The 24,968-nt window shown below is 46.6% G+C and carries 22 protein-coding genes and 2 pseudogenes; 2 read left to right on the top strand and 22 right to left on the bottom strand.

Annotated features, from left to right (window positions below; translation table 11 throughout):
- Positions 1–4 precede the first annotated feature (4 nt).
- The 3 genes from pstA to pstS are packed head-to-tail and all read right to left on the bottom strand — an operon-like array spanning position 5 to position 2,933.
- Positions 5–889 (bottom strand): phosphate ABC transporter permease PstA, encoded by an 885-nt coding sequence (pstA, locus tag SFA31_RS03470; protein WP_322836720.1) that lies wholly within the window; start codon positions 887–889, stop codon positions 5–7.
- Positions 886–1,836 (bottom strand): phosphate ABC transporter permease PstC, encoded by a 951-nt coding sequence (gene pstC, locus SFA31_RS03465; RefSeq protein ID WP_322836719.1) that lies wholly within the window; start codon positions 1,834–1,836, stop codon positions 886–888. Before pstC ends, pstA begins: the two co-directional genes overlap by 4 nt.
- Positions 1,837–1,892: 56 nt before the next feature.
- The gene (gene pstS / locus SFA31_RS03460) at positions 1,893–2,933 is read right to left on the bottom strand and encodes a phosphate ABC transporter substrate-binding protein PstS (protein ID WP_322836718.1); all 1,041 of its coding nucleotides are present in this window, start codon (positions 2,931–2,933) and stop codon (positions 1,893–1,895) included.
- Positions 2,934–3,148: 215 nt separating this feature from the next.
- Between pstS and SFA31_RS03455 the strand changes: the two genes are divergently transcribed.
- Positions 3,149–3,571 (top strand): hypothetical protein, encoded by a 423-nt coding sequence (locus SFA31_RS03455; RefSeq protein WP_322836717.1) that lies wholly within the window; start codon positions 3,149–3,151, stop codon positions 3,569–3,571.
- Between the two features lie 280 nt (positions 3,572–3,851).
- Here SFA31_RS03455 and SFA31_RS03450 read toward each other — a convergent pair whose 3' ends face one another.
- From SFA31_RS03450 to SFA31_RS03435, 4 genes are all read right to left on the bottom strand, one after another.
- Positions 3,852–4,634: a YadA C-terminal domain-containing protein gene (locus tag SFA31_RS03450; RefSeq protein ID WP_322836716.1), complete on the bottom strand. Its 783-nt coding sequence runs from the start codon at positions 4,632–4,634 to the stop codon at positions 3,852–3,854.
- Positions 4,635–5,784: 1,150 nt separating this feature from the next.
- On the bottom strand, positions 5,785–7,614 hold the full coding sequence (gene glmS / locus SFA31_RS03445; RefSeq protein ID WP_322836715.1) for a glutamine--fructose-6-phosphate transaminase (isomerizing): 1,830 nt from the start codon (positions 7,612–7,614) through the stop codon (positions 5,785–5,787).
- Positions 7,615–7,827: 213 nt separating this feature from the next.
- Positions 7,828–9,198 carry a bifunctional UDP-N-acetylglucosamine diphosphorylase/glucosamine-1-phosphate N-acetyltransferase GlmU gene (gene glmU, locus SFA31_RS03440; RefSeq protein ID WP_322836714.1) on the bottom strand — a complete coding sequence of 457 codons (1,371 nt, stop codon included), beginning with the start codon at positions 9,196–9,198 and terminating at the stop codon, positions 7,828–7,830.
- 54 nt (positions 9,199–9,252) lie between these two features.
- Positions 9,253–9,441, bottom strand: coding sequence for a hypothetical protein (locus SFA31_RS03435; protein ID WP_322836713.1), 189 nt, complete (start codon positions 9,439–9,441; stop codon positions 9,253–9,255).
- A 1,086-nt stretch (positions 9,442–10,527) separates the two neighbouring features.
- Between SFA31_RS03435 and SFA31_RS03430 the strand changes: the two genes are divergently transcribed.
- The gene (locus SFA31_RS03430; protein ID WP_322836712.1) at positions 10,528–12,513 is read left to right on the top strand and encodes a methyl-accepting chemotaxis protein; all 1,986 of its coding nucleotides are present in this window, start codon (positions 10,528–10,530) and stop codon (positions 12,511–12,513) included.
- Between the two features lie 329 nt (positions 12,514–12,842).
- Here SFA31_RS03430 and SFA31_RS19045 read toward each other — a convergent pair.
- From SFA31_RS19045 to asnC, 15 genes and pseudogenes are all read right to left on the bottom strand, one after another.
- Positions 12,843–13,028 (bottom strand): annotated as a pseudogene (locus SFA31_RS19045) (IS200/IS605 family transposase); the annotation flags it as partial.
- Positions 13,029–13,072: 44 nt separating this feature from the next.
- Positions 13,073–13,240, bottom strand: a pseudogene (locus SFA31_RS19040) (transposase); the annotation flags it as partial.
- A 158-nt stretch (positions 13,241–13,398) separates the two neighbouring features.
- Positions 13,399–13,818: a F0F1 ATP synthase subunit epsilon gene (locus SFA31_RS03420; protein ID WP_322836711.1), complete on the bottom strand. Its 420-nt coding sequence runs from the start codon at positions 13,816–13,818 to the stop codon at positions 13,399–13,401.
- 20 nt (positions 13,819–13,838) lie between these two features.
- Positions 13,839–15,221, bottom strand: a complete 1,383-nt coding sequence (gene atpD, locus SFA31_RS03415) for a F0F1 ATP synthase subunit beta (RefSeq protein WP_322836710.1) — start codon at positions 15,219–15,221, stop codon at positions 13,839–13,841.
- Between the two features lie 26 nt (positions 15,222–15,247).
- A complete protein-coding gene (gene atpG, locus SFA31_RS03410) occupies positions 15,248–16,111 on the bottom strand; it encodes a F0F1 ATP synthase subunit gamma (protein ID WP_322836709.1) in 864 nt (287 codons plus the stop codon).
- Positions 16,112–16,162: 51 nt separating this feature from the next.
- Complete coding sequence (gene atpA, locus SFA31_RS03405; protein ID WP_322836708.1) at positions 16,163–17,704, bottom strand: F0F1 ATP synthase subunit alpha; 1,542 nt, start codon at positions 17,702–17,704, stop codon at positions 16,163–16,165.
- A 12-nt stretch (positions 17,705–17,716) separates the two neighbouring features.
- On the bottom strand, positions 17,717–18,250 hold the full coding sequence (gene atpH / locus SFA31_RS03400; RefSeq protein ID WP_322836707.1) for a F0F1 ATP synthase subunit delta: 534 nt from the start codon (positions 18,248–18,250) through the stop codon (positions 17,717–17,719).
- A 14-nt stretch (positions 18,251–18,264) separates the two neighbouring features.
- A complete protein-coding gene (gene atpF / locus SFA31_RS03395) occupies positions 18,265–18,735 on the bottom strand; it encodes a F0F1 ATP synthase subunit B (protein ID WP_322836706.1) in 471 nt (156 codons plus the stop codon).
- A 68-nt stretch (positions 18,736–18,803) separates the two neighbouring features.
- Positions 18,804–19,043 (bottom strand): F0F1 ATP synthase subunit C, encoded by a 240-nt coding sequence (gene atpE / locus SFA31_RS03390; protein WP_000429386.1) that lies wholly within the window; start codon positions 19,041–19,043, stop codon positions 18,804–18,806.
- 48 nt (positions 19,044–19,091) lie between these two features.
- Positions 19,092–19,910, bottom strand: a complete 819-nt coding sequence (gene atpB, locus SFA31_RS03385; protein ID WP_322836705.1) for a F0F1 ATP synthase subunit A — start codon at positions 19,908–19,910, stop codon at positions 19,092–19,094.
- Between the two features lie 8 nt (positions 19,911–19,918).
- Entirely contained in the window at positions 19,919–20,299 is a 381-nt protein-coding gene (gene atpI, locus SFA31_RS03380; protein WP_322836704.1) for a F0F1 ATP synthase subunit I, read from the bottom strand.
- A 612-nt stretch (positions 20,300–20,911) separates the two neighbouring features.
- On the bottom strand, positions 20,912–21,535 hold the full coding sequence (gene rsmG / locus SFA31_RS03375; protein WP_322836703.1) for a 16S rRNA (guanine(527)-N(7))-methyltransferase RsmG: 624 nt from the start codon (positions 21,533–21,535) through the stop codon (positions 20,912–20,914).
- Between the two features lie 49 nt (positions 21,536–21,584).
- Positions 21,585–23,474, bottom strand: a complete 1,890-nt coding sequence (gene mnmG / locus SFA31_RS03370; protein WP_322836702.1) for a tRNA uridine-5-carboxymethylaminomethyl(34) synthesis enzyme MnmG — start codon at positions 23,472–23,474, stop codon at positions 21,585–21,587.
- A 376-nt stretch (positions 23,475–23,850) separates the two neighbouring features.
- Positions 23,851–24,300: an FMN-binding protein MioC gene (gene mioC / locus SFA31_RS03365; protein ID WP_322836701.1), complete on the bottom strand. Its 450-nt coding sequence runs from the start codon at positions 24,298–24,300 to the stop codon at positions 23,851–23,853.
- Between the two features lie 181 nt (positions 24,301–24,481).
- Positions 24,482–24,940 carry a transcriptional regulator AsnC gene (gene asnC / locus SFA31_RS03360; RefSeq protein ID WP_322836700.1) on the bottom strand — a complete coding sequence of 153 codons (459 nt, stop codon included), beginning with the start codon at positions 24,938–24,940 and terminating at the stop codon, positions 24,482–24,484.
- Positions 24,941–24,968 lie beyond the last annotated feature (28 nt).

The raw sequence follows: 24,968 nt of genomic DNA, 5'->3' as shown, positions 1-24,968 counted from the left end.
GTATTTATCCGGAATTATTTTTAGTAAAAAGAACCCGCGCAAGAATATTCAGTAGTAGTACACATAGCGTAATAATAAGTACGCCAGCCCATGCCAGTTGCTGCCAGCCGGTAAACGGACTCATTGCGAATTTAAATATTGTCACCGGTAAATTCGCCAGCGGCTGCATCATATCGGTGCTCCAGAACTGATTTGACAGCGAAGTAAAAAGTAGCGGGGCGGTCTCACCGGCAATACGAGCAATCGCCAGCATAACTCCCGTCACAACGCCAGGTACAGCGGCTTTAAGGGTAATAGCGGTAACTATTTTCCACTTTGGTGCTCCCAGCGCATAAGCCGCTTCACGTAAACTATCTGGCACCAGTTTCAACATATTTTCCGTGGTTCGTATAACAATCGGTACCTGTAACAACGCCAGCGCTACTACCCCAGCCCATCCCGAAAAATGCTGCATACGGGCAACCATGATGGTGTAAACAAATAACCCAACTACGATTGAAGGCGCAGACAGTAAGATATCGTTAATAAAACGAATCGTCCCCGCCAGCGCTGAACTACGCCCGTATTCAGCCAGATATATGCCGGCTAAAATACCCACCGGGGTGCCGGCTATCGTTGCCCATAAAAGCAGAAGCCCGCTGCCAGCCAGCGCATTCGCAAGTCCCCCTTGTTCGCTATTGGGTGGGGGTGTCATGTTGGTAAAAACACTCAGTGATAAACCTTCAACGCCCCGCGTCACTGTGGAAAATAAAATCCAGCATAGCCAGAACAGGCCAAATATCATTGCAGCCATAGATAATGTAAGCGCTATTCCATTTTTTACACGCCTGCGGGACTGCATTCGCTGCCGCGTAGCCAATAACTGAACTCGTGTTTCTGGCTTATTCATGTCTGCCGACCTTCATTTCTGCCTAAGCGCGCGACCAGGAGCCGGGAAAGAACCAGCACAATAAACGTAATTACAAACAAAATAAGCCCAAGTTCCATGAGCGCAGAGGAATGTAATCCCGACTCTGCTTCAGCAAATTCGTTCGCCAGCGCCGATGTAATGCTGTTGCCCGGCATATATAAGGAAGCGCTGTCCAGTTGCCAGGTGTTACCGATAATAAATGTGACTGCCATGGTTTCTCCCAGCGCCCGCCCCAGACCCAGCATCACGCCGCCGATAACGCCATTTTTGGTATAAGGCAAAACGATATGCCAAATAACCTCCCACGTTGTGCAGCCAACGCCATACGCGGATTCTTTCATCATGGCAGGGGTTTGTTCGAAAACATCGCGCATCACTGAGGCAATATACGGCACTATCATAATCGCCAGGATGATACCGGCGGCCAGTAATCCAATACCAAAAGCCGGACCAGAAAAAAGCGCACCAATAAACGGAACCGTAGATACAATCTGCCCTAGAGGCGCCTGAAACCAGGTAGCAAATAGCGGGGCAAAAATAAATAGTCCCCACATTCCGTAAACGATACTGGGAATAGCGGCAAGCAGCTCAATGGCGATGCCTAAAGGCCGACGTAGCCAGCGCGGCGCAAGTTCAGTCAAAAATAATGCGATGCCAAAGCTTACGGGAACCGCAATAATCAATGCGATAAAAGAGGTTACCAGCGTGCCGTAAACCGGCACCAGTGCGCCAAATATTTCATTCGGCGCATCCCACTCTTTCGACCAGAGAAATGCAATGCCGAACTTTTCCATACTCGGCACCGAAGCTACGATTAGCGAAACAATGATACCGCCCATAAATAGCAATATGACCAGCGCTGCCAGTCTGACCAGGGTGCCAAATACTAGGTCCGCTCGCTTCCCCGAAAATTTCCGCGCACGCATTATTGTCACCATAACGTTATCTTTTCAGGTTGTGATAGGAATACTGACGAATGGGCTTAATAAAGCGACTTCCCGTGCTCGTCTTTTAATGCGGTTTTCCATACCAGACGAATTTGCTGAACAACCTCATCTGGCAGCGTGGCATAATCCAGCGCTTTAGCGTCTTTACCACCGGTTTTCCACGCCCAGTCAAAGAATTTTAATACTTCGCGGGTCTGGCCCGGGCGCTGCGTTTTTTTGGGTAAAAGAATAAATGTCGTTGAGGTTATCGGCCACGCATCCGCACCATTTTGATTAGTGAGATCCTGAGCAAATGAAGTTTCCCAGTCCGCGCCTTTTGCCGCATTTGAGAAATTCGTTTCGGTCGGGCTAACGGGTTTCCCATCTGCAGATATCAGGCGCGTCCAGGCCAGGCGATTTTGTTTCGCATATGCGTATTCCACATAGCCTATTGCGCCAGGTAAACGCTGTACGAACGCCGCAATACCATCATTTCCTTTACCGCCCAGTCCCACGGGCCATTTAACCGTAGTTCCTGAACCCACTTGTTTTTGCCAGGTCTCATTTACTTTTGATAGATAGCGGGTAAACACGTAAGAGGTGCCTGAACCATCTGCACATCGAACTACGGCGATATTAATCGCCGGCAGGTTAACGCCCGGGTTGAGCGCTTTAATAGCCGGATCGTCCCATTTTTTTATTTTCCCAAGGTAAATATCACCAACCGCCGCGCCGTCTAACACCAGTTGGTCGCTTTTTATCCCGGGTATATTTACCGCCAGAACGACGCCACCGATAACCGTAGGGAATTGAAACAGACCATTTTCTTCAAGGTTTGCTTCCGAAAGCGGCGCATCTGAAGCACCAAAATCAACGGTATTAGCGATAATTTGCTTTACGCCCCCCGAAGAACCTATTCCCTGATAATTCACTTTTCCGCCCGTTGCTTTTTGGTAGCTATCGGCCCAGCGGGCGTAGACCGGCGCAGGAAACGTAGCCCCGGCTCCGGTGAGATTTACAGCAGCATAAGAAGAAAAGGCGGGTAACGAAAGGAGTGCGACAAAGGCAGTAAAAACTGGATAACGCAGCACATTCATAATATCTCCAGAATTGTCTGTTTTATTAGACCCAGGGAGCCACTTAATTACGCGAATGGCTTTATGTAGCAGGTATTAAAGGCCCGCTGCCATAAAAGAAAATAGGCCCTAAACATGACAGAGAAATGTCCGCAATATGACAGTTTTATGACAAAAAAGTACGCTCACCCAAGAGCAAAAATACCATATATAAATGATAAATAAGGAAATTCAGTATGATTAAGCCTCTTCTTTTTATTAGCACTTTACTTTGTACAACCTTTATTCTGCAGGCCACCGCAGCAGATAACATAAGGTTCTATAATTACGACTCTGGCTCAACGATACTAACAGGATCAGGCAGTCAAGATCATAACGGTTACTATAATATTTCTGTCTCAAATCTCAGTATCGATGCGGTCAATACAGCTGTGCAAAACGTCAATGCTCAACAAAAAACGATCGATGAGCTTAAAAATAAAAATGCCGCTCTGGAGAGTAATATTAAAGAAATAAGTAATGAGAATAGCAAGTTAAAAGGGGAGCTTGATAATATGAAGCGTGAAAGTGACACCTTAAAGCGCGATATAGAAAATAATAAACGCGATTATAGTGCGCTAAAAAATGAAATATCTCAGCTTAGCAGTAAGATAAAGTAGAGTTATAACGGTCTCTAAATTTATTGTATCCATTACTATGAATAATTAGCGGCTGTAACCTGAACCGTCACTAATCATATTTAATCCTAAAAAAACCGCCACATAAGTGGCGGCCAACAAGAAATAATAGTGATACACCATATCATTTACACACGCATAGTTCCTGTTATGATGTATCAACGCCAGGAGGAAAACAAATAACAGCAAACACCTTATAATTATATTGTTTATTTTATAATTATTTTTACTATTGCCATGTGTATAAAACCAATTAAATTTCTTACCACTCAAAGTTTATCGCAGCGTTATAAGTAACGCCTTTAAAATCCTCGGTATTAGTAGACACACCGGCTTTTGCTGCGACATTATCATTAAAACGATAACCAGAGCCTACCGCAAGAGCATTCGTAGATTCATATCCACCAACCGACGTAGAGAGATTAAACCGGCCTACGCTGTATGGCTGGAATAAGCCAGATAAAGCGGCCTGTGAGGCAAATCCACGCTTCATTTTATTATCCAGGTTATCTACCCTATTATGCAAACTATTAATATCATTACGCATTTGGGCATTCTGTTGCGTTAGCGTACGATTGACAATCTGCTGCTGAGTATTAACCCCTTCCTGTTGATGATTCCACTGATCCTGCCGCTGGTTAACCGTCGATTGCTGCTGATTAACCGAGGCTTGTTGGTTGTTTATCGATTCCTGACTTTTGTTCCATGTAGACTGATTCGCATTGGTATCAGCCTGCTTCTGATTAATATCACGCTGCTGATTGTTCAGACCTTCCTGGGCCTTATTCCACGCTGATTGGCTATCATTAATAGCGGACTGTTTCTTATTTACAGCCTCCTGATCCTTAACATGCTGAGTCAGCGTCGAATCAATACTATCGACATTATTTTTTATATCAGAGAAATTTCCATTAGTAGCAGCCGATCCAGCATGACCATTGCTACTATCCACATTTGATGTCCAGTTGTTCCAGTCATTAGCATTCGCCACACTACTAACCATTACCCCTGACATAATTAAAGACAGCAATGATAATCTTTTCATAGTTATTTCCATTTTAAATGACATCCATAAGAACCACATAAAAGGAATTAAGATACAGCCTACAAATCAATTCCCATGCATTGAGATTATTCACAAAGAAGATTTAAACACAATACCAAAAACGAAAAAATAAAATGTATATGAATAGGTTAATGTAAATAATCTCAATATACACAATATAACAAAAACACAATAACTAATTGATTTTATTGTAAAAATCAAATCCATGTAACATTAAAATAAATTAAAATAATGTCTTTTCTTTAAGAAAAAAGGCCGGGCAAAATGATGATCTTTAGTTAAAGGTATAATAAACATTAAAAAGTTATTTTATATTATTAAACATTACCCCACTATCAGAGACGACATCCCGTTGTTTCTGCATTGATATTTTATTGTTGTCATCTCATTACCATGGTTACATGACAGCCGTGCTGCTTATGCTATATTCAGAAAAATGTTCATTACAATAGGAATAAAGCCATAAGAATGTATTCGGAGACATTAGTTCGTTATTCAAGAAATATGATAAAGAGAAATTATTCACAATTATCAATGTAGAAAATCGAGCAATAACTAACAATATCGCTTCATGCCGTGCAGGCTCGCATACAGATAGCTATTCTTATCCAGTATTAACTTGGTTGGTTATAGTGTCGGAGATTGCTATTACCTAATGGGAAGAAAACATGATATTGCCGAACAATGAATTTAGAACCATAGCTAATATTGAAACTCTGCTCAGTTTTGAGCGGAACTTCCCTACATTTCGAATAAAATTGCCGGGAGCACTTTAGGCCCTCTTCAGTCTTTCTCCCTTTAAACGGCGTGGAAACCCCGGAACGTTTTAGCATAAGCCAGTTTTTATAGGTTCCGCCAAAACTTCTGTTAATAACCCTGTATCCAGGGTTCGACTTTTCGCTAACAGTAAAAATCTTCCTTCATAGAAATAGAAGGCGGCACTGCTTTGATACCCGGGGGGGCATACCAAATTCTTTAAAAAAAGCCTCTGCCAGTCTTGTGAGATTTAAATCCCAAAACAACAGGGCAAAGCCAAAACCTGTTGATGACCACGCCCCCAGGACGCGGTTTTCAGTTGGCAATAAAAAACCCCGGATTTTATTCCGGGGTTTTTTAATACAATATTAACTCACTCAACCGTAACTGATTTCGCCAGATTGCGCGGCTGGTCTACATCAGTGCCTTTAATTAAAGCAACGTGATAAGACAGCAGTTGTAGCGGCACGGTATAAAATATCGGTGCAATCACCTCTTCAACGTGTGGCAATGAAATAACGTGCATTGTTTCACTATCAGTGAAACCTGCATTTTCATCGGCAAACACGTACAGGTGACCACCTCGCGCGCGAACCTCTTCAATATTCGACTTCAGCTTTTCCAGCAACTCATTGTTAGGCGCGACGACAATGACGGGCATATTGGCATCAATTAGCGCCAGCGGGCCGTGTTTGAGTTCACCAGCCGCATAGGCTTCTGCATGAATATAAGAAATTTCCTTCAGCTTGAGCGCGCCTTCCAGAGCGATGGGATACTGATCGCCACGCCCAAGAAACAGCGCATGCTGCTTATCAGAAAAATCCTCAGCCAATGTTTCAATTAGCTTGTCCTGAGAAAGCATTTGCTCAATACGGCTAGGTAAGGCCTGCAGAGCATGGACAATATCCTGCTCGATAGCGGCATCTACACCTTTCAGGCGCCCTATTTTTGCCACCAGCATCAATAGTACCGTTAACTGGGTAGTAAACGCCTTGGTAGAAGCCACGCCGATTTCCGTTCCCGCTTTAGTCATTAGCGCCAAATCAGACTCTCGCACCAGCGACGATCCGGCAACGTTACATATGGCAAGCGATCCTAAATATCCCAGCTCTTTAGACAAACGCAGTGCGGCCAGCGTATCTGCGGTTTCTCCCGACTGAGAAAGCGTTATCATTAGGCTATTGCGCCGCACGGCGGATTTGCGATAGCGAAACTCCGATGCGATTTCGACATCGCACGGTACGCCAGCCAGAGCTTCAAACCAGTAGCGCGACACCATTCCGGAGTTATAAGACGTGCCGCAGGCAACGATTTGGATATGTTCAACCTGAGAGAGCAGCTCATCCGCCTGTGGGCCAATTTCACTAAGATCGACGGAGCCATGATTAATTCGCCCGACCAGGGTATTTTTTATCGCGTTTGGCTGTTCGTAAATTTCTTTTTGCATGTAGTGGCGATAGATCCCTTTATCACCCGCATCATATTGAAGGTTTGACTCCACTTCAGGGCGCGTTACCGCTTCCCCGGTGCGTGAAAAAATAGTCACGCTACGGCGAGTAACTTCTGCAATATCGCCTTCTTCAAGGAAGATAAACCGCCGGGTTACCGGTAGCAGAGCCAACTGATCGGAAGCAATAAAGTTCTCTCCCACCCCAAGGCCAATAACCAGTGGACTACCTGAGCGCGCGGCTAATAAAACATCGGGGTTGCGAGTATCTATAATTACAGTCCCGTATGCGCCACGTAATTGCGGGATTGCGCGCAGCACGGCATCGCGCAGCGATCCGCCCTGTTCCATTTCCCAGTGCACCAAGTGAGCAATCACTTCAGTATCGGTTTCTGAAGCAAAAACATACCCGCGAGACTTTAACTCGTTGCGCAGTGGCTCGTAGTTTTCAATGATACCGTTATGCACTACTGCGATATGACCAGAAACATGAGGATGCGCGTTCGATTCTGAAGGCTCACCGTGCGTCGCCCAGCGCGTATGCGCTATACCAGTTCCACCGTGCAACGGCTGCGACTCCACCGCGCTAGCCAGCGCCTGCACTTTGCCGACACGTCGCAAACGGGACATATTTCCTTTATCATCAACAACTGCCAGACCCGCTGAGTCATAGCCGCGATATTCCAGACGGCGTAATCCTTCCAGCAGAATTTCTGCGATATCGCGTTGCGCTACTGCGCCAACAATTCCACACATAATATGAGTTCCTGATAACGGCGTTTCCGCCAGCGTTGTCGCTAACCTGTCATACCGGAATACCGGCTCCCCGAGCCTTGTAGAGATTGGGGTTTTTTATAGGAAGTACCTGGGGGAGAATTTATATGATTCCCTTCCCCGGGCCTCTTTATGAAAAAGAGACCGAAAAGCGCCTTGGCACCCCCTCGGACATGAGAGGATGCCAAATAAATACTATTTTTTCTTCGCCGGACGCTGCCAGCCTTGTTTGTGTACCTGAGGCACGCGGCTTAACACTAATTCGTTTTCCTGAATATCTCGCGTAACCGTAGTGCCAGCGGCTATCGTCGCCCCTGCGCCAACGGTAACCGGCGCGACCAGTTGCGTATCTGATCCTACAAAAACACCATCACCGATAATGGTTTTGAACTTATTAACACCATCATAGTTACAGGTGATGGTTCCTGCGCCAATATTCACGTTATCGCCAATATCTGCATCACCTAAATAGCTTAAATGCCCGGCTTTTGACCCCTTCCCGAGCCGCGCCTTTTTCATTTCAACAAAATTGCCTACGTGCGCACCAGTAGCAAGCTCAGCGCCCGGACGCAGACGGGCAAAAGGCCCGATCGAGCAATCAGACTCAAGCCTGGCGTCTTCAACAACGGAATAGGGGCTGATTTCGCAGTCATCAGCAATCACACTGTTTTTGATTACACATCCGGTGCCAATTTTAACGCGATGCCCGAGCGTAACGCTGCCTTCAATAATGACATTGGTATCAATCTCTACATCGCGCCCGTGAGCTAGCGTCCCACGTAAATCGAAACGAGCGGGATCGCGCAGCATAACGCCAGCCAGCAAAAGTTTCTCTCCCTGCTCGCGTTGATATTCTCTTTCAAGGCGAGATAACTGCAGGCGATTATTCACGCCTTCTACTTCGCTCAAACGCTCTGGCTGCACCGCAGAAATTTCCCGACCTTCTTGCCAGGCCATACCAATGACATCAGTAATATAATATTCGCCCTGCGCATTATTATTATCCAGACTGGCGAGCCAGCGTTTTAAATCCGCCCCGTTCGCAACCAAAATGCCGGTATTGATTTCCCTGATTTGGCGCTGCGTATCATTGGCGTCTTTATGCTCAACGATACCGCTAACTTTACCGTTATCCCGCGTAATACGGCCATAACCGGTAGGATTGTCTAGCTCAACGGTCAATAATCCAATTCCACCCTCAGGCTTCGCGGCACAAAGGCGCGTTAACGTTTCAGCGGAGATTAGCGGTACATCACCGTAAAGCATGAGTATGTCTTCGTCATCAGCAAAAAAAGGCGCGGCTTGCTGCATGGCATGCCCGGTACCCAACTGCTCACGCTGTTCCACCCAATTGAGAGATTCAGTTTTTAACGTTTGCTTGAGCAATTCTCCACCATGCCCGTAGACCAGATGAATATTGCGCGCCCCTAATTCTTCAGCTGTATCAATAACGTGCTGCACCATAGGCTTCCCCGCCAGAGTATGCAGTACCTTAGGTAAATCGGAGTACATGCGCGTTCCTTTACCAGCGGCAAGGATAACTACGCTTAAAATACTGTTTAACATATGCGTCCTGATTCTAACTTGTATGGAAAGTAAAACGACTTCACCCTAAAACTTCTACATATTTTTCATGTAAAAATGGTTTGCTGAAAAAGCAATCACTAAACCTGTCTCTACGGCTTTGCATTTCAGGCCTTCACTCAAAATAGAGCAAACAAAGCGCGGGAAAAATGCGCTGTAAGCAGCAAACATACCGGATATTGCAAGAATAACGCTTTTTTTTAACAGTAAAAGAAAACCTTTCATTGCTCGGCATCGCCAGGGGGGTACTTTACGTTTCTTTCGATGCCAATGGTGAAAGATGCAGACGAAAAAAACCTTCTTCATAGCAATTATTTTACAGAAAAAATACATATACCAATATAAAAGGCATGCTGAAATTCAGGAAAATAGCTCTATTATCTCTGCGTTGAGAAGCCAACATATATTCGGAAATTGCGTTACTTCTAGAGTAAAGATAATAATAGAATAAAATTAAACACAATCAACATTAATGCAACAATTATGAAAAATAAAAAATAACATCTATCTTTTCAATAACTGAAGAAAACAAATTAAATTATTAAATAATAAACACTTCAATAAAAAACTGCGTTCATAATCAATCGAAAATTAATAATAAGAAATAAGCGGTAAAAATAAATCACTAACAAAATGACGATGCATTGATGATATTGCTCGTCAGGAAATAATAAGCAGCATAAAAGCAGCTGCAGGTGAAATTACATACAGGCTATCAGGAAGGTAGCATTTCAAACGACTTCAGGCATAAATAGCAACAATCAATTCAAGAGAACAAAATACGTCGCCTCAGTAAGGCTATTTACTTCTTTTGCCTGTTAAACCAAACATCGGACGGTCAGACAATGGCACGAATCAGGGATAAGATACACTACCCAATTAAAAACAATCTGTTAAAAGCAAAGTTACATCATATAAAAACCATTACAAACAATGAGTTATTTTTAATTCATAACACTAATTCAACGGCCGTCGGTAAAAGAGATTACTATGGATATTTTGCTGACTTCCAGAATGTAGTACTTCAATACGTATCAAAGTAGCGATAATTACATATCTGGATATACAAAAATAGTTCCACTCATTAGCTTCATATTTGTATAAGTCATAAACTGTAAATTATTATTTACCGACACACAGTGTTCTTGAAGGAAAACAGACAAAAGGAATATTGCTCATGTTAAGTAAAATGATAAAGAACTACTAATATAAGGTTGATAGCCACCTCATTGGCTGTTATCAAGAATGTTTCTCTATTGGGTAATGCTTTCGGCACACCATATTATTAACAGATTAACGAAATATAATAAAATGAAAGAGTTATTAAATATAAAATCTATCATCCCCCCCGTATTTAACCGAAACAGACATAGTTTAAATAACGGGACTTTTAATTGTCATACCCCACCGGGATCGCTATCAGCATTGGGATTATCTAAACACGCTGCCGGTATTTTGATGGTATTTATTCCTCCCAATACTCAATTTTCTTCAGTAAGCCGTAGCTTTCAACAATTTACGACAAACCGATTAACTGTCTTAACATTGTCTTCCAGCGGTGCACTAAGTAGTAGCGGCGAGCGCACCACTTATTGCGATAGCACTAGCCAGGAAGGGAGCTGGATTTATCTTCCACAAAAATTAATTTCACATCATGAATCACATATTGTTGATTTACATACTAAAGACACACAAAATGCCGCAGATCGCATTCAGGCAATTCAACGCGAATTAGAATCATTACGGGTAAATACGCCTTTATCTTCCGATCGTACTTTCGCCCTTATCTATTGCGATGGACTTTCAGCATCGGAAGGCTTTCTGATGCAGGCCTGGTATAATAGCGGGCGTTTTCCTTGCCTGGCTATTGGTGGCTCAGCAGGAGGGAGAATTGAATTTGATGGAACCTGGATAGGTATCGATAACCACGTACTTCAAGGTAAAGCCGTGATTGTTTTTTGCCAAATCGCGGAAGGGAAATCATTTGCGCCTTTTAAAAGCCAGAACTTCAAGCCAACGGCTAAAAGCTGGCTTATTGCCGAAGCCGATCCTATTGCTCGCACCGTCACATCAGTACTCGACGATAATGGGCAACAATATCCGTTCACCCATGCCCTGGCCGACCATTTAAATTGTTCTATTCACCAGCTTAGTGAACGACTTGAATCACTGACTTTTGGAGTTAAGGTCGGCAATGAATATTTCATTCGCTCCATCGCCAGCATTGAAGAAACCTGTATTCATTTCTTTTGCGATCTTGAATTTGGCGACAAACTTTACCTGCTTGAAAAGACCGATTTTAAACAAACTACGCGTAACGACTGGAAGACTTTCATTAAAAGCCGGGGTAAACCAGCGGCCATTCTGATGAACGATTGCGTATTAAGGCGGCTTGGAAATCAACCGCAGCTTTCCGATGCCCATTTTTTTAAAGGAATAATTGCCGCTGGTTTTTCCAGCTTTGGTGAAATTCTTGGCGTACCCATGAATCAAACTCTATCTGCGTTGGTCTTCTTTGATAGAGATGTAAAAAGTATGACCCACTTCCCTGTGCAATACGCCAGCTACGCGGGACATTATGCTCAGCGCGAACTGTCACGCTGGGAAACATTGCATGATATTCAAAACCGTGTACTTCAGAGCATGATTTCACATCAGCGGGGTTTTGAACCGCTGATTGAACTACTACCTATTCTCGAATCAGCGACGCAGCATCAACACAAAACATTGAACCTTGCAGAAAGCGGTATTCGGGCTATCAGTAATGTGGCGCAGGAAAGCCAGCAGGCCCAGCATCGGCTAGAAAGCGAGTTAACTGAACTTGAAAAGATATCGAATAGCATTACTGAAATTACGGACATCATCAGCAACATGGCCTTTCAGATTAATATACTGGCGCTTAATGCTGCGGTAGAGTCCGCGCGCGTGGGGCAGGCGGGCAGGGGATTTGCCGTCGTCGCTAATGAAGTGCGTCGTCTGGCTCACTCATCTAAAGAGCAGGCGGATGCCACCACCAGCAACATACGGAAGGCCGTCGAAACTATTACCCGTATCCGCGCTGTCGCTGACCTTACCATGAAAACAGCGACCGACATGGCGCAGCGTAGTCTCAGCGCTGCGGATAGCCTTTCGTCAATGGAAAGTAAAACCATAAATGATCAGAAGAGCATATCTCAACATCTTCACAGCCTGCATACATTAACCGACAGAATTGATTCTATGCAGGAGTCTTTGAATCAGTTAGCAGTGTTACAGCAGCTTTCTGAATCACGCTCTAACGGGCACGGCCCAGCGTAACTGCCTTTTATGGCATCAGAAGATGGCCTCTAACTAGCAAAGGCCATCTTCTGTAAATTTCGATAATTCCACACTCTGTATATACAGGCACTTTAACAAAAGCATTAATATAATCAGAGCAATAACCCAAGTGGCTCAATAAAAATTGGGGAGCGGGTTCAAGCCAAAACTGTGCGGTAAAGAAAGGAATTATGGCGAAGGTAAGTTTTACCGGCAGAGCTAAAGTAAAACGGAGAGTCATATTTTATGGGCATAGCATTTGCCAATAAAAATTCGCCTGCATAACAGGTGGCTTTGACGCAGCCCCCTAAAAGCAGGCTTAAACACTCCCCTTCCACACCAGGCTGGATTTGCCGTTCTTCTTCCTCTTTCGCTATCTTTCCTGGTACCGGACATTTTCTTCGTGTGCGCTCGCTGAGTCCGCAAAATATCTCTTTCCCGGAATAATTGTTCCAACGTTTGCGCTTTCTGAGATAAGGAAACGTCGCAAACAGTCTGATAGCCGTTCGCATCCTGTGAGTTCCTGGGCACCTAAACCTGGCGGCGTTCTGGCTATGACCTACCGGCACATTTAGCTCAACGACCGTGCGCTTTTCGTATTGCTGTAGATATAGACGCTGCGATAAAGCTCTTTATCGAGGCTACCTTTGAGGATTTTGTATCCGTACTTCGGCGCCCATACGAGATGATATTGACAGCGATAGAATACGCGGCAAGCGGATGCTATTGACTCCTTGATTTGCAGGTAGCAAACCGGGGCAGTATTTAGCAAAGCATTCCCCGGGCACAGCCCTACATGAACGATCGCCACCTCCCCAGAAGATGGTTTAATATTGGCAATAAAAATGCCAGCCCCGGGGCTGGCATTTATGCTTCAAGCCTGTATTACATCGCTTTTTTAGTCAGTTCAATCACGCGCAGTTTGGCGATAGCTTTCGATAGTTCTGCAGAAGCCTGAGCGTAATCCACATCGCCGTGGGAGCTGCGAATGTGTTCTTCCGCTTTGCGCTTAGATTCCTGAGCGCGAGCTTCATCGAGATCCTGACCACGAATTGCTGTATCAGCCAAAACCGTTACGGTTCCTGGCTGCACTTCCAGCACGCCGCCAGAGAGATATATAAACTCTTCAGCGCCGTTATCTTTTACGATGCGGATCATACCAGGCTTAATGGCGGTGAGGAGCGGAGCGTGGCCGGGGAAAATACCCAGTTCACCTTCGCTACCCGTAACCTGGATTTTTTCGACCAGACCAGAAAACATTTGTTGTTCTGCACTGACGACATCCAGATGATAAGTCGTTGCCATGTCACCCTCCTGTCAAGGCGTTACAGTTTTTTGGCTTTTTCCACTGCTTCTTCAATGGTGCCAACCATGTAGAACGCCTGCTCCGGCAGGTGATCGTACTCACCGTCCATAATGCCTTTAAAGCCGCGGATAGTATCTTTCAGAGAAACGAATTTACCCGGCGAACCTGTAAAGACTTCTGCTACGAAGAATGGCTGCGACAGGAAGCGCTGAATTTTACGGGCGCGAGCAACCACCAGCTTATCTTCTTCGGACAGTTCATCCATCCCCAGAATAGCAATGATGTCTTTCAACTCCTGGTAGCGCTGCAAAATTGACTGCACGCCACGCGCGACATCGTAATGCTCCTGGCCAACCACTAATGGGTCTAGCTGGCGGCTGGTGGAATCCAGCGGGTCAACGGCCGGATAAATCCCCAAAGAGGCAATCTGGCGGCTCAGAACCACGGTAGCATCAAGGTGCGCAAAGGTGGTTGCCGGCGACGGGTCAGTCAAGTCATCCGCAGGGACATATACCGCCTGCACGGAGGTGATAGAACCTGTTTTCGTTGAGGTAATACGCTCCTGCAGAACGCCCATTTCTTCCGCCAGCGTCGGCTGATAACCTACCGCAGACGGCATACGTCCTAACAGCGCGGAAACTTCTGTACCAGCCAGCGTATAACGATAGATGTTATCGACGAACAAAAGAACGTCACGCCCTTCGTCACGGAATTTTTCCGCCATGGTCAGGCCAGTTAGCGCAACGCGCAGACGGTTTCCCGGCGGCTCGTTCATCTGCCCGTATACCAGCGATACTTTATCCAGTACGTTAGATTCGGTCATTTCATGGTAGAAGTCGTTACCCTCACGAGTACGCTCACCCACGCCTGCAAACACAGAGTAACCGGAGTGCTCGATCGCAATATTACGGATAAGCTCCATCATATTTACGGTTTTACCTACGCCCGCACCGCCGAACAGACCAACTTTACCGCCTTTAGCAAATGGGCAAATCAAGTCCATTACTTTAATACCGGTTTCCAGCAGCTCCTGAGAGTTTGACAACTCTTCATAGGTTGGCGCTTCGCGGTGAATTGCCCAGCGCTCTTCTGCACCGATATCACCTTTCATATCGACCGGATCGCCGAGTACGTTCATGATACGCCCCAGCGTTGCTTTACCAACCGGTACTTCAATAGGATGTTCGAGATCTTTGACGTCCAGCCCACGGCGCAGACCATCAGAAGAACCCATGGCAATGGTACGCACCACGCCACCGCCTAATTGCTGTTGAACTTCCAGCACCAGGCGCTCATTACCATTCATCACCTCAAGAGCGTCGTACACTTTTGGTACGGCATCCTGAGGAAACTCGACGTCCACCACGGCGCCGATTACCTGGATAATCTTTCCAGTTGCCATCTTGAATCCTCTACGTATTAACCTGGTTAAACCGCGGCGGCCCCCGAGACTATCTCGGTGAGTTCCTGAGTAATGCTGGCCTGACGAGCCTTGTTGTACACCAGTTGCAGCTCTTTAATCAGGTTTCCGCCGTTATCGGTCGCGGCTTTCATCGCCACCATTCGTGCGGCCTGCTCGCTGGCCAGGTTTTCCACCACACCCTGATAAACCTGTGACTCCACATAGCGACGCAGCAGCGTGTCCAGCAGCGCTTTAGGGTCTGGTTCATACAGGTAATCCCAGGTTTTACTTTTCAACTCCTCATCTTCCGCCGCTGGCAGCGGCAGCAATTGAGTAATCGTCGGTTCCTGAGACATGGTGTTAATAAATTTATTGCTGACAATATAAAGCTTATCCAGACGACCTTCGTCATAGGCCTGCAGCATGACTTTCACCGGGCCAATCAGTTCGGACAAAGAGGGGTTATCACCCATCCCTGTCACCTGCGCCACAACGTTACCGCCAACTGAGTTAAAGAATGAAACCCCTTTAGATCCAATAAGTGCCATATCACACTGCACGCCTTTATCGGACCAGGCTTTCATTTCATTCAGCAGTTTTTTAAACAGATTAATGTTCAAACCACCGCACAGGCCGCGGTCGGTAGATACCACCAGGTAACCGACACGCTTAACGTCGCGCTCTTCCAGGTAAGGATGCTTATATTCCAGATTACCGTTTGCAAGGTGCCCAATCACGTTGCGCATGGTTTCAGCGTAAGGACGGCTGGCCGCCATGCGTTCCTGCGATTTACGCATTTTGGAAGCGGCGACCATTTCCATCGCTTTCGTGATCTTCTGCGTATTCTGGACGCTTGCGATCTTACTACGTATCTCTTTTGCGCCGGCCATGAGCTTCTCCTCAAAGCCTGGCGGTCCATTCAACAACGGACCGCCAGAACATTACCAGGACTGGGTTGCTTTGAAGGTATCGAGCACGCCTTTCAGCTTGCCTTCGATCTCATCGTTATAGCCGCCCGTCTTGTCGATTTCCTGCATTAGCGCAGCATGATCGCGATCGACATACGCCAGTAATGCCGCTTCGAAGCTGCCAACTTTAGCAATCTCAACGTCTTCCAGATAACCACGCTCTGCTGCAAACAGTACCAACGACTGCTGTGCTACAGACATCGGCGCATACTGTTTCTGTTTCAGAAGTTCGGTCACTTTCTGGCCGTGATTCAACTGTTTACGAGTTGCATCATCCAGATCGGATGCAAACTGAGAAAACGCCGCCAGCTCACGATACTGCGCCAGGGCAGTACGAATACCACCAGAAAGCTTTTTCATGATTTTGGTTTGCGCCGCGCCACCAACGCGGGATACGGAAATCCCCGGGTTAACCGCAGGGCGAATACCGGCGTTAAACAGACTGGACTCAAGGAAGATCTGACCATCAGTGATTGAAATCACGTTAGTCGGAACAAACGCAGATACGTCGCCGGCCTGAGTCTCAATGATAGGCAATGCCGTCAGAGAACCCGTCTGACCTTTCACTTCGCCTTTGGTAAACGTTTCAACATATTCAGCATTAACGCGCGCAGCACGCTCCAGCAGGCGAGAGTGGAGATAGAAAACATCGCCCGGGAAGGCTTCACGTCCAGGTGGACGGCGTAACAGCAGAGAGATCTGACGATACGCTACGGCCTGCTTAGAGAGGTCATCATAGATGATTAATGCATCTTCCCCGCGATCGCGGAAATATTCGCCCATCGCACAGCCAGCGTACGGCGCCAGATACTGCAGCGCAGCCGATTCAGAGGCTGTAGCCACCACAACAATCGTGTTAGCCAGTGCGCCGTGTTCTTCCAGCTTGCGTACTACATTTGAAATGGTCGAGGCTTTCTGACCAATCGCCACATAGATACATTTAATGCCGGAATCACGCTGGTTAATAATGGCATCGACGGCGAGCGCCGTTTTACCGGTCTGACGGTCACCGATAATCAGCTCACGCTGACCACGGCCAATTGGAATCATCGCATCGACAGATTTGTAGCCAGTTTGCACCGGCTGATCGACAGACTGCCTGTCGATAACGCCAGGTGCGATGGCTTCTACCGCAGAGAACCCGTCATGCTCAACGGGGCCTTTACCGTCAATCGGCGCACCCAATGTATTCACGACGCGCCCGAGCAGGCCACGTCCGACCGGAACTTCCAGAATACGGCCGGTACATTTTACTTTCATGCCTTCAGCGAGGTCGGCGTATGGCCCCATAACTACTGCACCTACAGAGTCGCGCTCAAGGTTCAGTGCAATAGCATAACGGTTACCAGGCAAAGAGATCATTTCCCCTTGCATCACATCGGCCAGGCCGTGTACGCGGATGATACCGTCACTGACGGAAACAATAGTACCTTCATTGTGAGCTTCGCTCACAACATTGAACTGATCGATACGCTGCTTAATCAGTTCGCTGATTTCGGTGGAATTCAGTTGCATGCTCCAGTCCCCTTAAGACTGCAAGACGTCTGCCAGGCGTTCAAGGCGGCCGCGTACGCTACCGTCAATGACCATATCACCCGCACGGATGACGACTCCTGCCATTACAGACTTATCAATTTTGCAATTCAGCTTCACTTTGCGTGACAGACGTTTTTCCATTGCGGCGCCAATTTTCGAAAGCTGCTCTTCATTCAGTGTGTTGGCAGAAGTTACATCAACTTCAACGGTCGCCTCTTGGGCGGCGCGCAGGTTAATGAACTGCTCAAGAACATCAGGAAGCACCTTCAGACGCCCATTTTCAGCCATAACCTTAATCAGGTTTTGACCATGAACATCAAGCTGGTCACCACAAATTGTGATAAACGATTCGGCGAGCGTTTCCGGCGCCAGTGCGCCGGAGAGAAGCTCTGTCATTTGTTCGTTTTTAGTCACCTCGGCGGCAAATGCCAGCATATTTTGCCAGCGGTCAACGCTCTGGTGTTCGACGGCAAAGTCAAAAGCTGCTTTGGCGTAGGGGCGAGCTACCGTAATAAATTCAGACATCAGCCCCTCCCTCCTTACAGTTCAGCGACCAGTTTATCTACGATGTCGCTGTTTGCAGCTTCATCCACGGAACGTTCGATAATCTTCTCGGCGCCGGCAACCGCCAGCGAGGCAACCTGCTTACGCAGTTCTTCACGAGCGCGTTTGCGTTCAGCTTCTATCTCAGCCTGAGCCTGCGCTACGATTTTTTCACGTTCCTGCTCTGCTTCAGCTTTCGCATCGTCCAGCATCTGTGTGCGGCGTTTATTTGCCTGCTCGATAATGACCTGGGCTTCTGCTTTCGCTTTTTTCAGCTGGTCGTTCGCATTAGCCTGTGCAAGGTCTAAATCCTTTTTCGCACGCTCTGCTGAAGCCAGTCCGTCAGCAATTTCCTTCTGACGTTTTTCAATAGCAGCCATAATCGGCGGCCATACATACTTCATGCAGAACAGGACAAACAGGACAAACGCGATGGCCTGGCCGAGGATTGTTGCGTTAAGATTCACAGCACAATGCCTCTTATTTAGTTAACGTTTTCATATCGCTATCTTTAATTTAAAGAAAGCAACACGTACTACGCGACGGCAAACATCACGTACAGCCCCAGACCAACAGCGATCATCGGGATAGCATCCACCAGACCCATAACGATAAAGAACTGAGTACGCAGCAGAGGAATCAGATCTGGCTGACGCGCAGCGCCTTCCAGGAATTTCCCCCCGAGGATGCCGATACCGATCGCAGCACCGATTGCCGCCAGGCCCATCATTACAGCGGCAGCCATGTACAGCAGATCCATATTCAGGTTTTCCATGACAGTCTCCAGTTTGTTTCAGTTTAAACGCAGTAGTGTTATATAAAATTAATGTTCTTCAGACGCCATCGACAGATAGACAATCGTCAGAACCATGAAGATGAAGGCTTGCAGCGTGATAATCAGAATGTGGAAAATCGCCCACGGCACATTCAGCACCCATTGAGACCACCACGGCAACAGACCCGCAATCAGAATGAAAATCAGCTCACCGGCATACATGTTGCCGAACAGTCGCAGCCCGAGAGAAACAGGTTTAGACAGTAGACTTACGCCTTCGAGGATCAGGTTTACTGGAATGAAAATCCAGTGGTTAAACGGCTGAAGCGTCAGCTCTTTCGTGAAGCCACCAACGCCTTTCATTTTGATGCTGTAAAAAAGAATGAGGATAAATACGCCAAGCGCCATCGACAGCGTGATATTAACATCCGCTGAAGGCACCACGCGTAAAGCAGGCAGGCCTAATACATGCTCACCGATGTATGGCAGCAAATCGATAGGCAGTAAGTCCATCAGGTTCATCAGGAAAACCCAAACAAAGATAGTCAGCGCCAGCGGTGCAATAACCTTACTTTTGCCGTGATACATATCTTTTACGCTGCCATGAACAAAGCCAATCACCAGTTCAATAGCCGTCTGAAATTTTCCAGGCACGCCGCTAGTGGCGCCTTTAGCCACTTTACGGAACAGGAATAAAAACAATATCCCCAAAACCACTGAGAAGAACATGGAGTCAATATTAAGCGTCCAGAATGTGGCCGGGGGGTTGTGCGGATCCACCAGCGAGAACGTACGAAGGTCAATCTGAAGATTATTCAGATGGTGTCCAATGTAGTCCTGCGGGGTTGAGATTTCTCCTGCAGACATGATGCCTCTTACCCTTGGTTGTTAATTACAGCAGACGCCAGTATCTGTACCACCAGCGCCGATATCCAGGTCACTATCAGCGGTAAGAACACCGCTTTAAAGCACGCTAACGCCACCACCAGTAGGATAAATGTCACTATCACCTTTACCGCTTCGCCTAACGCAAATGACCACGCTAAGCGCCCTTTGGCCGGTATCTGAGCCTGGTGACGCCAGGCAAAATTCATAAAGAATGCATTTGGCAGTAAGGCTGCCAGACCACCTCCAATTGCGGAAGCGCCCCATTCCAGGCTTTTAAGGCTAAACAACAGTCCAATCACGATTACTGTCAGTAGCTGAATAACCAACAGCCTGTTTGCCACATTTTTGCCCGAAAGTGATGCTGACATAATGTTTCGCTTCTGCTCCCTTCGGGGTACATCAAGTGTCGTATAAAACTGCCTTTAGGACTCTGAGTCAAGCGCCAAAAAGCGCTCAAATTATACGGGCCGGCCCCGTGATTTCAAACGATAAGTAGCAAAAAGGTGAATAAATATTTAATTTTTTTTCAAACACCCTATTTTCTCATTTTAAAAAAAACTTGAGCAAGCTCTCATAATCACAATAAGTACGAAATCGACTAGTTATAAAGCGTGCTGTGAGTCACAAAACGAATAATCATAATAAGGCGTTTTTAGGTTTATTTCGCAAAAAACAAAATTTATCCTAATGATTTAAAAAACAATTACAAAATATTCTTATTAAAAGCCATGTAAACACGATAAATACAACTCATTGACATTTGGCAGACATTTTTTATGTAAAAAAATTATTCATTGCTCGATTTTTATTGTTTCTATTTTCTACTTTGTCGATAAAAGTGGATTAGCAAAAAAAGTTACGTTAAACGAAGGAGATTAAACAGTTAGTGTAAGGTTAAATGTCATGTCATTTAACTCTAAGACTTATCATGTTATTACCCGGTTTTTATCAGATAAAAATGCGACTTTTTTTGATAAAAATTAATTTTTATTCGGGCAAATAATCACCAGATGTCGCTCACCTTCAAGTGAAGGAACATGTAAACGCACAACATCTTTTACAGCTACCGTAGGGGGTAATGCCGTTAATTCATCTTCAGATTTGACGCCTTTAAGTGCATAAAAACTCCCCGTATTTCCAGGCAAATGGTTACACCATGAAATCATATCGTTGAGAGAGGCGAAAGCTCGGCTAATTACGCCGTCAAACGGCTGTACGGCTGAAAACGCCTCTACGCGACTCTGTACCGGCGTGATATTTTCCAGGCCCAGTTCATGCTGCACCTGCCGTAAAAACCGGATGCGTTTTCCCAGGCTATCCAGCAGAGTAAAGTGAGAATCAGGCCGTACAATAGCCAGCGGGATGCCTGGAAGCCCGGGGCCAGTGCCTACGTCAATAAAACGCGTCCCCTGCAAATATGGCTCAACCACAATGCTGTCCATAATATGGCGAACCAGCATCTCTTCAGGATCGCGAATAGAAGTAAGGTTGTAGGCTTTATTCCACTTGTGCAACAGTCCGACATAATCGACCAATTGCTGTTTTTGACGTTCAGACAGCGTAATGGCGGCTGCCTCAAGAAGTGAATTTAGTTTATTCAGCACGGTATTCTCCGAAAAAGCCGGGATTCCCCGGCCCTATGCATTGGCTTAATCAGGCGCTGCGGCGCAGCATACCTTGCTTTTTCAACCAGACAAGTAAAATGGAAATAGCCGCAGGCGTTACGCCAGATATGCGCGATGCCTGTCCAATAGAGGTCGGTTTATGATCGTTCAGCTTTGCGATGACCTCGTTAGATAGCCCGGAGACCTGCCGGTAATCTAGCGTTGCGGGCAATAACGCATTTTCATTACGCTGCTGTTTCTCTATTTCATCCTGCTGACGCGCAATATATCCTTCATACTTCACCTGAATTTCAACTTGCTCAGCGGCCTGTTCGTCTTCAAGCATGGGTGCAAACGGCGCCAGTGCGGTTAAACTCCGGTAAGTTATTTCAGGCCGGCGTAACAGCTCTTCACCGCTGGCTTCCCGGGATAACGGCGATTTTAAGAGTGCATTGATTGCCGGCGCAGCCTCTGAGGAAGGATGAACCCATAGCGATTTCAAGCGCTGTCGTTCCTGTTCAATATTTTCCAGTTTTTCATTAAATCGCGCCCAGCGCTCATCGCTTATCAGACCGAGCTCACGCCCAGCAGCCGTAAGCCTTAAGTCGGCGTTATCTTCCCGCAGCATGAGCCGATACTCAGCCCGTGAAGTAAACATTCGGTAAGGCTCTTTAGTTCCCAGTGTACAAAGATCGTCAACCAGTACGCCCAGGTATGCTTCATCCCGACGCGGCGCCCATCCCTCTTTTTCACAGGAGTAACGAGCTGCGTTCAGGCCGGCAAGTAAGCCCTGCGCTGCAGCTTCTTCGTAACCGGTTGTGCCATTAATTTGTCCGGCAAAGAACAGGCCGTGAATGTGCTTACTTTCAAGCGTAAGTTTCAGATCGCGAGGATCGAAGAAATCATATTCAATCGCATAACCGGGGCGAACGATCAGTGCGTTTTCTAAACCACGCATAGAGCGGACTATTTGCATTTGGACATCAAACGGCAGGCTCGTTGATATCCCGTTTGGATAAATTTCGTTACTGGTCAGCCCCTCAGGCTCCAGGAAAATCTGGTGCGCATTACGATCGGCAAAGCGCATCACTTTATCTTCAATTGACGGGCAATAACGTGGGCCGATGCCTTCGATCACTCCCGCGTACATCGGGCTGCGATCGAGATTATTTCGGATAACCTCATGCGTTTTCTCATTGGTGTGAGTGATGTAGCACGGCACCTGCCGAGGATGCCAGTCAGCGCTCCCCAAAAATGAGAAAACGGGGAGCGGAGTATCTCCGAACTGTGGCGCAAGGACTGAAAAATCAATGGTTCGGGCATCGATGCGCGGCGGGGTTCCCGTTTTCAGGCGGTTAACGCGTAACGGCAATTCTCGTAGACGCCGGGCTAGCGGGATAGAGGGCGGATCGCCTGCACGCCCGCCGCTATAGTTGTCCAAACCGATATGAATTTTCCCGTCCAGAAAAGTGCCAACGGTGAGTACGACAGCACTGGCGCGGAATTTTAGGCCCATCTGCGTAACGACGCCGATGACCTTTCCTTTTTCAACTAATAGATCGTCCACCGCCTGCTGGAAGATCATTAAATTAGGTTGGTTTTCAAGGGCTGTGCGTACTGCCTGTCGATAAAGCACGCGATCGGCTTGGGCACGAGTGGCGCGCACCGCAGGGCCTTTACTGGCGTTTAGTATCCTAAACTGGATACCCGCTTTGTCTATCGCTTCCGCCATCAGTCCGCCAAGCGCGTCCACTTCTTTGACCAGATGTCCTTTTCCGATGCCGCCTATTGCAGGATTACAGGACATTTGACCTAGTGTGTCGATGTTGTGCGTCAACAATAGGGTTTTTTGACCTGTACGCGCTGAAGCCATAGCTGCTTCTGTGCCTGCATGACCCCCGCCGATGATGATGACGTCAAAAGGATCCGGATAAAACATGGTGACTGCCTCGCGCTTGTGCGAATGATGAAGTTGGGGAAGTTCCCGGGTTGGGGATTCTACTCAACTTTGGATGCGGGAGAAACCCCGGGGATCGCGGCTATTAAATAGAAGATCTTTATATATTGAGGATCTGTTCTGTTATGATCTCTTATTACGATCGCACTCTTCGGTGGATAACTCCGCTTTCGGCATAATGATCAATTAATTAGAGACGATCGTTTGCTGTGAACGACTGGTGATCCTTTTCCGTATAAGCTGGGATCAAAACGTCAACTTATGCACAGATCAAAAACTATTCTGGTCTTATACCTTGGATAACTACCGCTTATTACAAGCTTTTAGCCATAGTTATCCACAGAAAAAAGAGCGATCTTTACAATTCTTTCAGCAATTTGGCCCACGAATGTAGCCACTCTTCTGCCGGATCCTCTGGAATTTCATGCTCCAGCACGTTGATCTTTAATGTTTCGCCAATGCGCTGTGCGCCGAGTTCATTTAACAAAAGATCGCACTTCTCAATGGCACCACAGAAAGTGTCATACTCACGGCTACCAATACCTACTGCACCATATTTGACTGCGCTAAGATTAGGGCGCTGCTTATTAAGCGCATCAAACCAGGGCTGAAGATTATCAGGAAGATCGCCCGCACCGTGCGTTGATGTGATAATAAGCCATGTGCCTTCAGCGGTTAGTTCATCCAGCGTTGGGCCATGCCGTATATCGCTGGTATAACCCATTTCATCGAGTTTTTCCGCCAAATGCTCGGCGACATATTCCGCATTGCCTAAAGTACTGCCGCTGATGAGCGTAATATCCGCCATACAATACCTGCTTCTTACATAATTTGCCTTTTATTGTACGCGGTGAACGAGCTGGGATCTACTTGTGGATAAGCTGGGCGTGTTATGGGAAATAAATTGATCGCGACCAACTAAAAAAACAGATCCGGATTATCCGCTGGTTAATTTCACAGGTGTTACTGTCTGATAATACTCGCAGTTCTTAAGGGGCAATGGTACGCATGATAGGGTTTTGTAGTGAAATTAACGTCTCTGTTGACTGAATTTCATCAATGGTCTGGATCTTGTTGATAAGTACTTGTTGCAGAGCATCAATCGACCGGCACATCACTTTAATAAAGATACTGTAGTGGCCCGTGGTGTAATACGCCTCGGTTACTTCTTTCAGGCTGTCCAGTTTTGCCAGCGCAGTCGGGTAATCACGCGCACTTTTCAGGATGATGCCGATAAAACAACAAACATCGTAGCCAAGCTGTTTTGGGCTGATATCAATGTGCGCGCCGGTAATGATTCCAGCCTGTTTCATTTTCTCTACCCGAACATGGATAGTTCCTGGGCTAACGGAAAAATTTTTTGCCAGCTCTGCATACGGGGTGCGGGCATTTTCCATTAACGCTGAAAGGATGCCGCGATCCAGATTATCGATCTGATAATTTTCCACGGTTTTCTCCTGTAAAAAATGAAGAATA

It is taken from the genome of Erwinia sp. HR93 (assembly GCF_034555055.1).
Classification (GTDB): Bacteria; Pseudomonadota; Gammaproteobacteria; order Enterobacterales; family Enterobacteriaceae; genus Apirhabdus; species Apirhabdus apintestini.
The sequence above is the reverse complement of the archived record's forward strand: the minus strand, read 5'-3'. Positions and strand labels throughout refer to the sequence as shown.

Coding starts and splice junctions, on each gene's coding strand:
- pstC (WP_322836719.1), bottom strand. CDS start 1,836: ATGCGTGCGCGGAAATTTTCGGGGAAGCGAGCGGACCTAGTATTTGGC.
- atpE (WP_000429386.1), bottom strand. CDS start 19,043: ATGGAAAACCTGAATATGGATCTGCTGTACATGGCTGCCGCTGTAATG.
- SFA31_RS03435 (WP_322836713.1), bottom strand. CDS start 9,441: ATGAAAGGTTTTCTTTTACTGTTAAAAAAAAGCGTTATTCTTGCAATA.
- SFA31_RS03420 (WP_322836711.1), bottom strand. CDS start 13,818: ATGGCAACGACTTATCATCTGGATGTCGTCAGTGCAGAACAACAAATG.
- pstA (WP_322836720.1), bottom strand. CDS start 889: ATGAATAAGCCAGAAACACGAGTTCAGTTATTGGCTACGCGGCAGCGA.
- atpA (WP_322836708.1), bottom strand. CDS start 17,704: ATGCAACTGAATTCCACCGAAATCAGCGAACTGATTAAGCAGCGTATC.
- atpB (WP_322836705.1), bottom strand. CDS start 19,910: ATGTCTGCAGGAGAAATCTCAACCCCGCAGGACTACATTGGACACCAT.
- atpH (WP_322836707.1), bottom strand. CDS start 18,250: ATGTCTGAATTTATTACGGTAGCTCGCCCCTACGCCAAAGCAGCTTTT.
- glmS (WP_322836715.1), bottom strand. CDS start 7,614: ATGTGTGGAATTGTTGGCGCAGTAGCGCAACGCGATATCGCAGAAATT.
- glmU (WP_322836714.1), bottom strand. CDS start 9,198: ATGTTAAACAGTATTTTAAGCGTAGTTATCCTTGCCGCTGGTAAAGGA.
- atpG (WP_322836709.1), bottom strand. CDS start 16,111: ATGGCCGGCGCAAAAGAGATACGTAGTAAGATCGCAAGCGTCCAGAAT.
- atpD (WP_322836710.1), bottom strand. CDS start 15,221: ATGGCAACTGGAAAGATTATCCAGGTAATCGGCGCCGTGGTGGACGTC.
- mioC (WP_322836701.1), bottom strand. CDS start 24,300: ATGGCGGATATTACGCTCATCAGCGGCAGTACTTTAGGCAATGCGGAA.
- mnmG (WP_322836702.1), bottom strand. CDS start 23,474: ATGTTTTATCCGGATCCTTTTGACGTCATCATCATCGGCGGGGGTCAT.
- SFA31_RS03450 (WP_322836716.1), bottom strand. CDS start 4,634: ATGAAAAGATTATCATTGCTGTCTTTAATTATGTCAGGGGTAATGGTT.
- SFA31_RS03430 (WP_322836712.1), top strand. CDS start 10,528: ATGAAAGAGTTATTAAATATAAAATCTATCATCCCCCCCGTATTTAAC.
- pstS (WP_322836718.1), bottom strand. CDS start 2,933: ATGAATGTGCTGCGTTATCCAGTTTTTACTGCCTTTGTCGCACTCCTT.
- atpI (WP_322836704.1), bottom strand. CDS start 20,299: ATGTCAGCATCACTTTCGGGCAAAAATGTGGCAAACAGGCTGTTGGTT.
- SFA31_RS03455 (WP_322836717.1), top strand. CDS start 3,149: ATGATTAAGCCTCTTCTTTTTATTAGCACTTTACTTTGTACAACCTTT.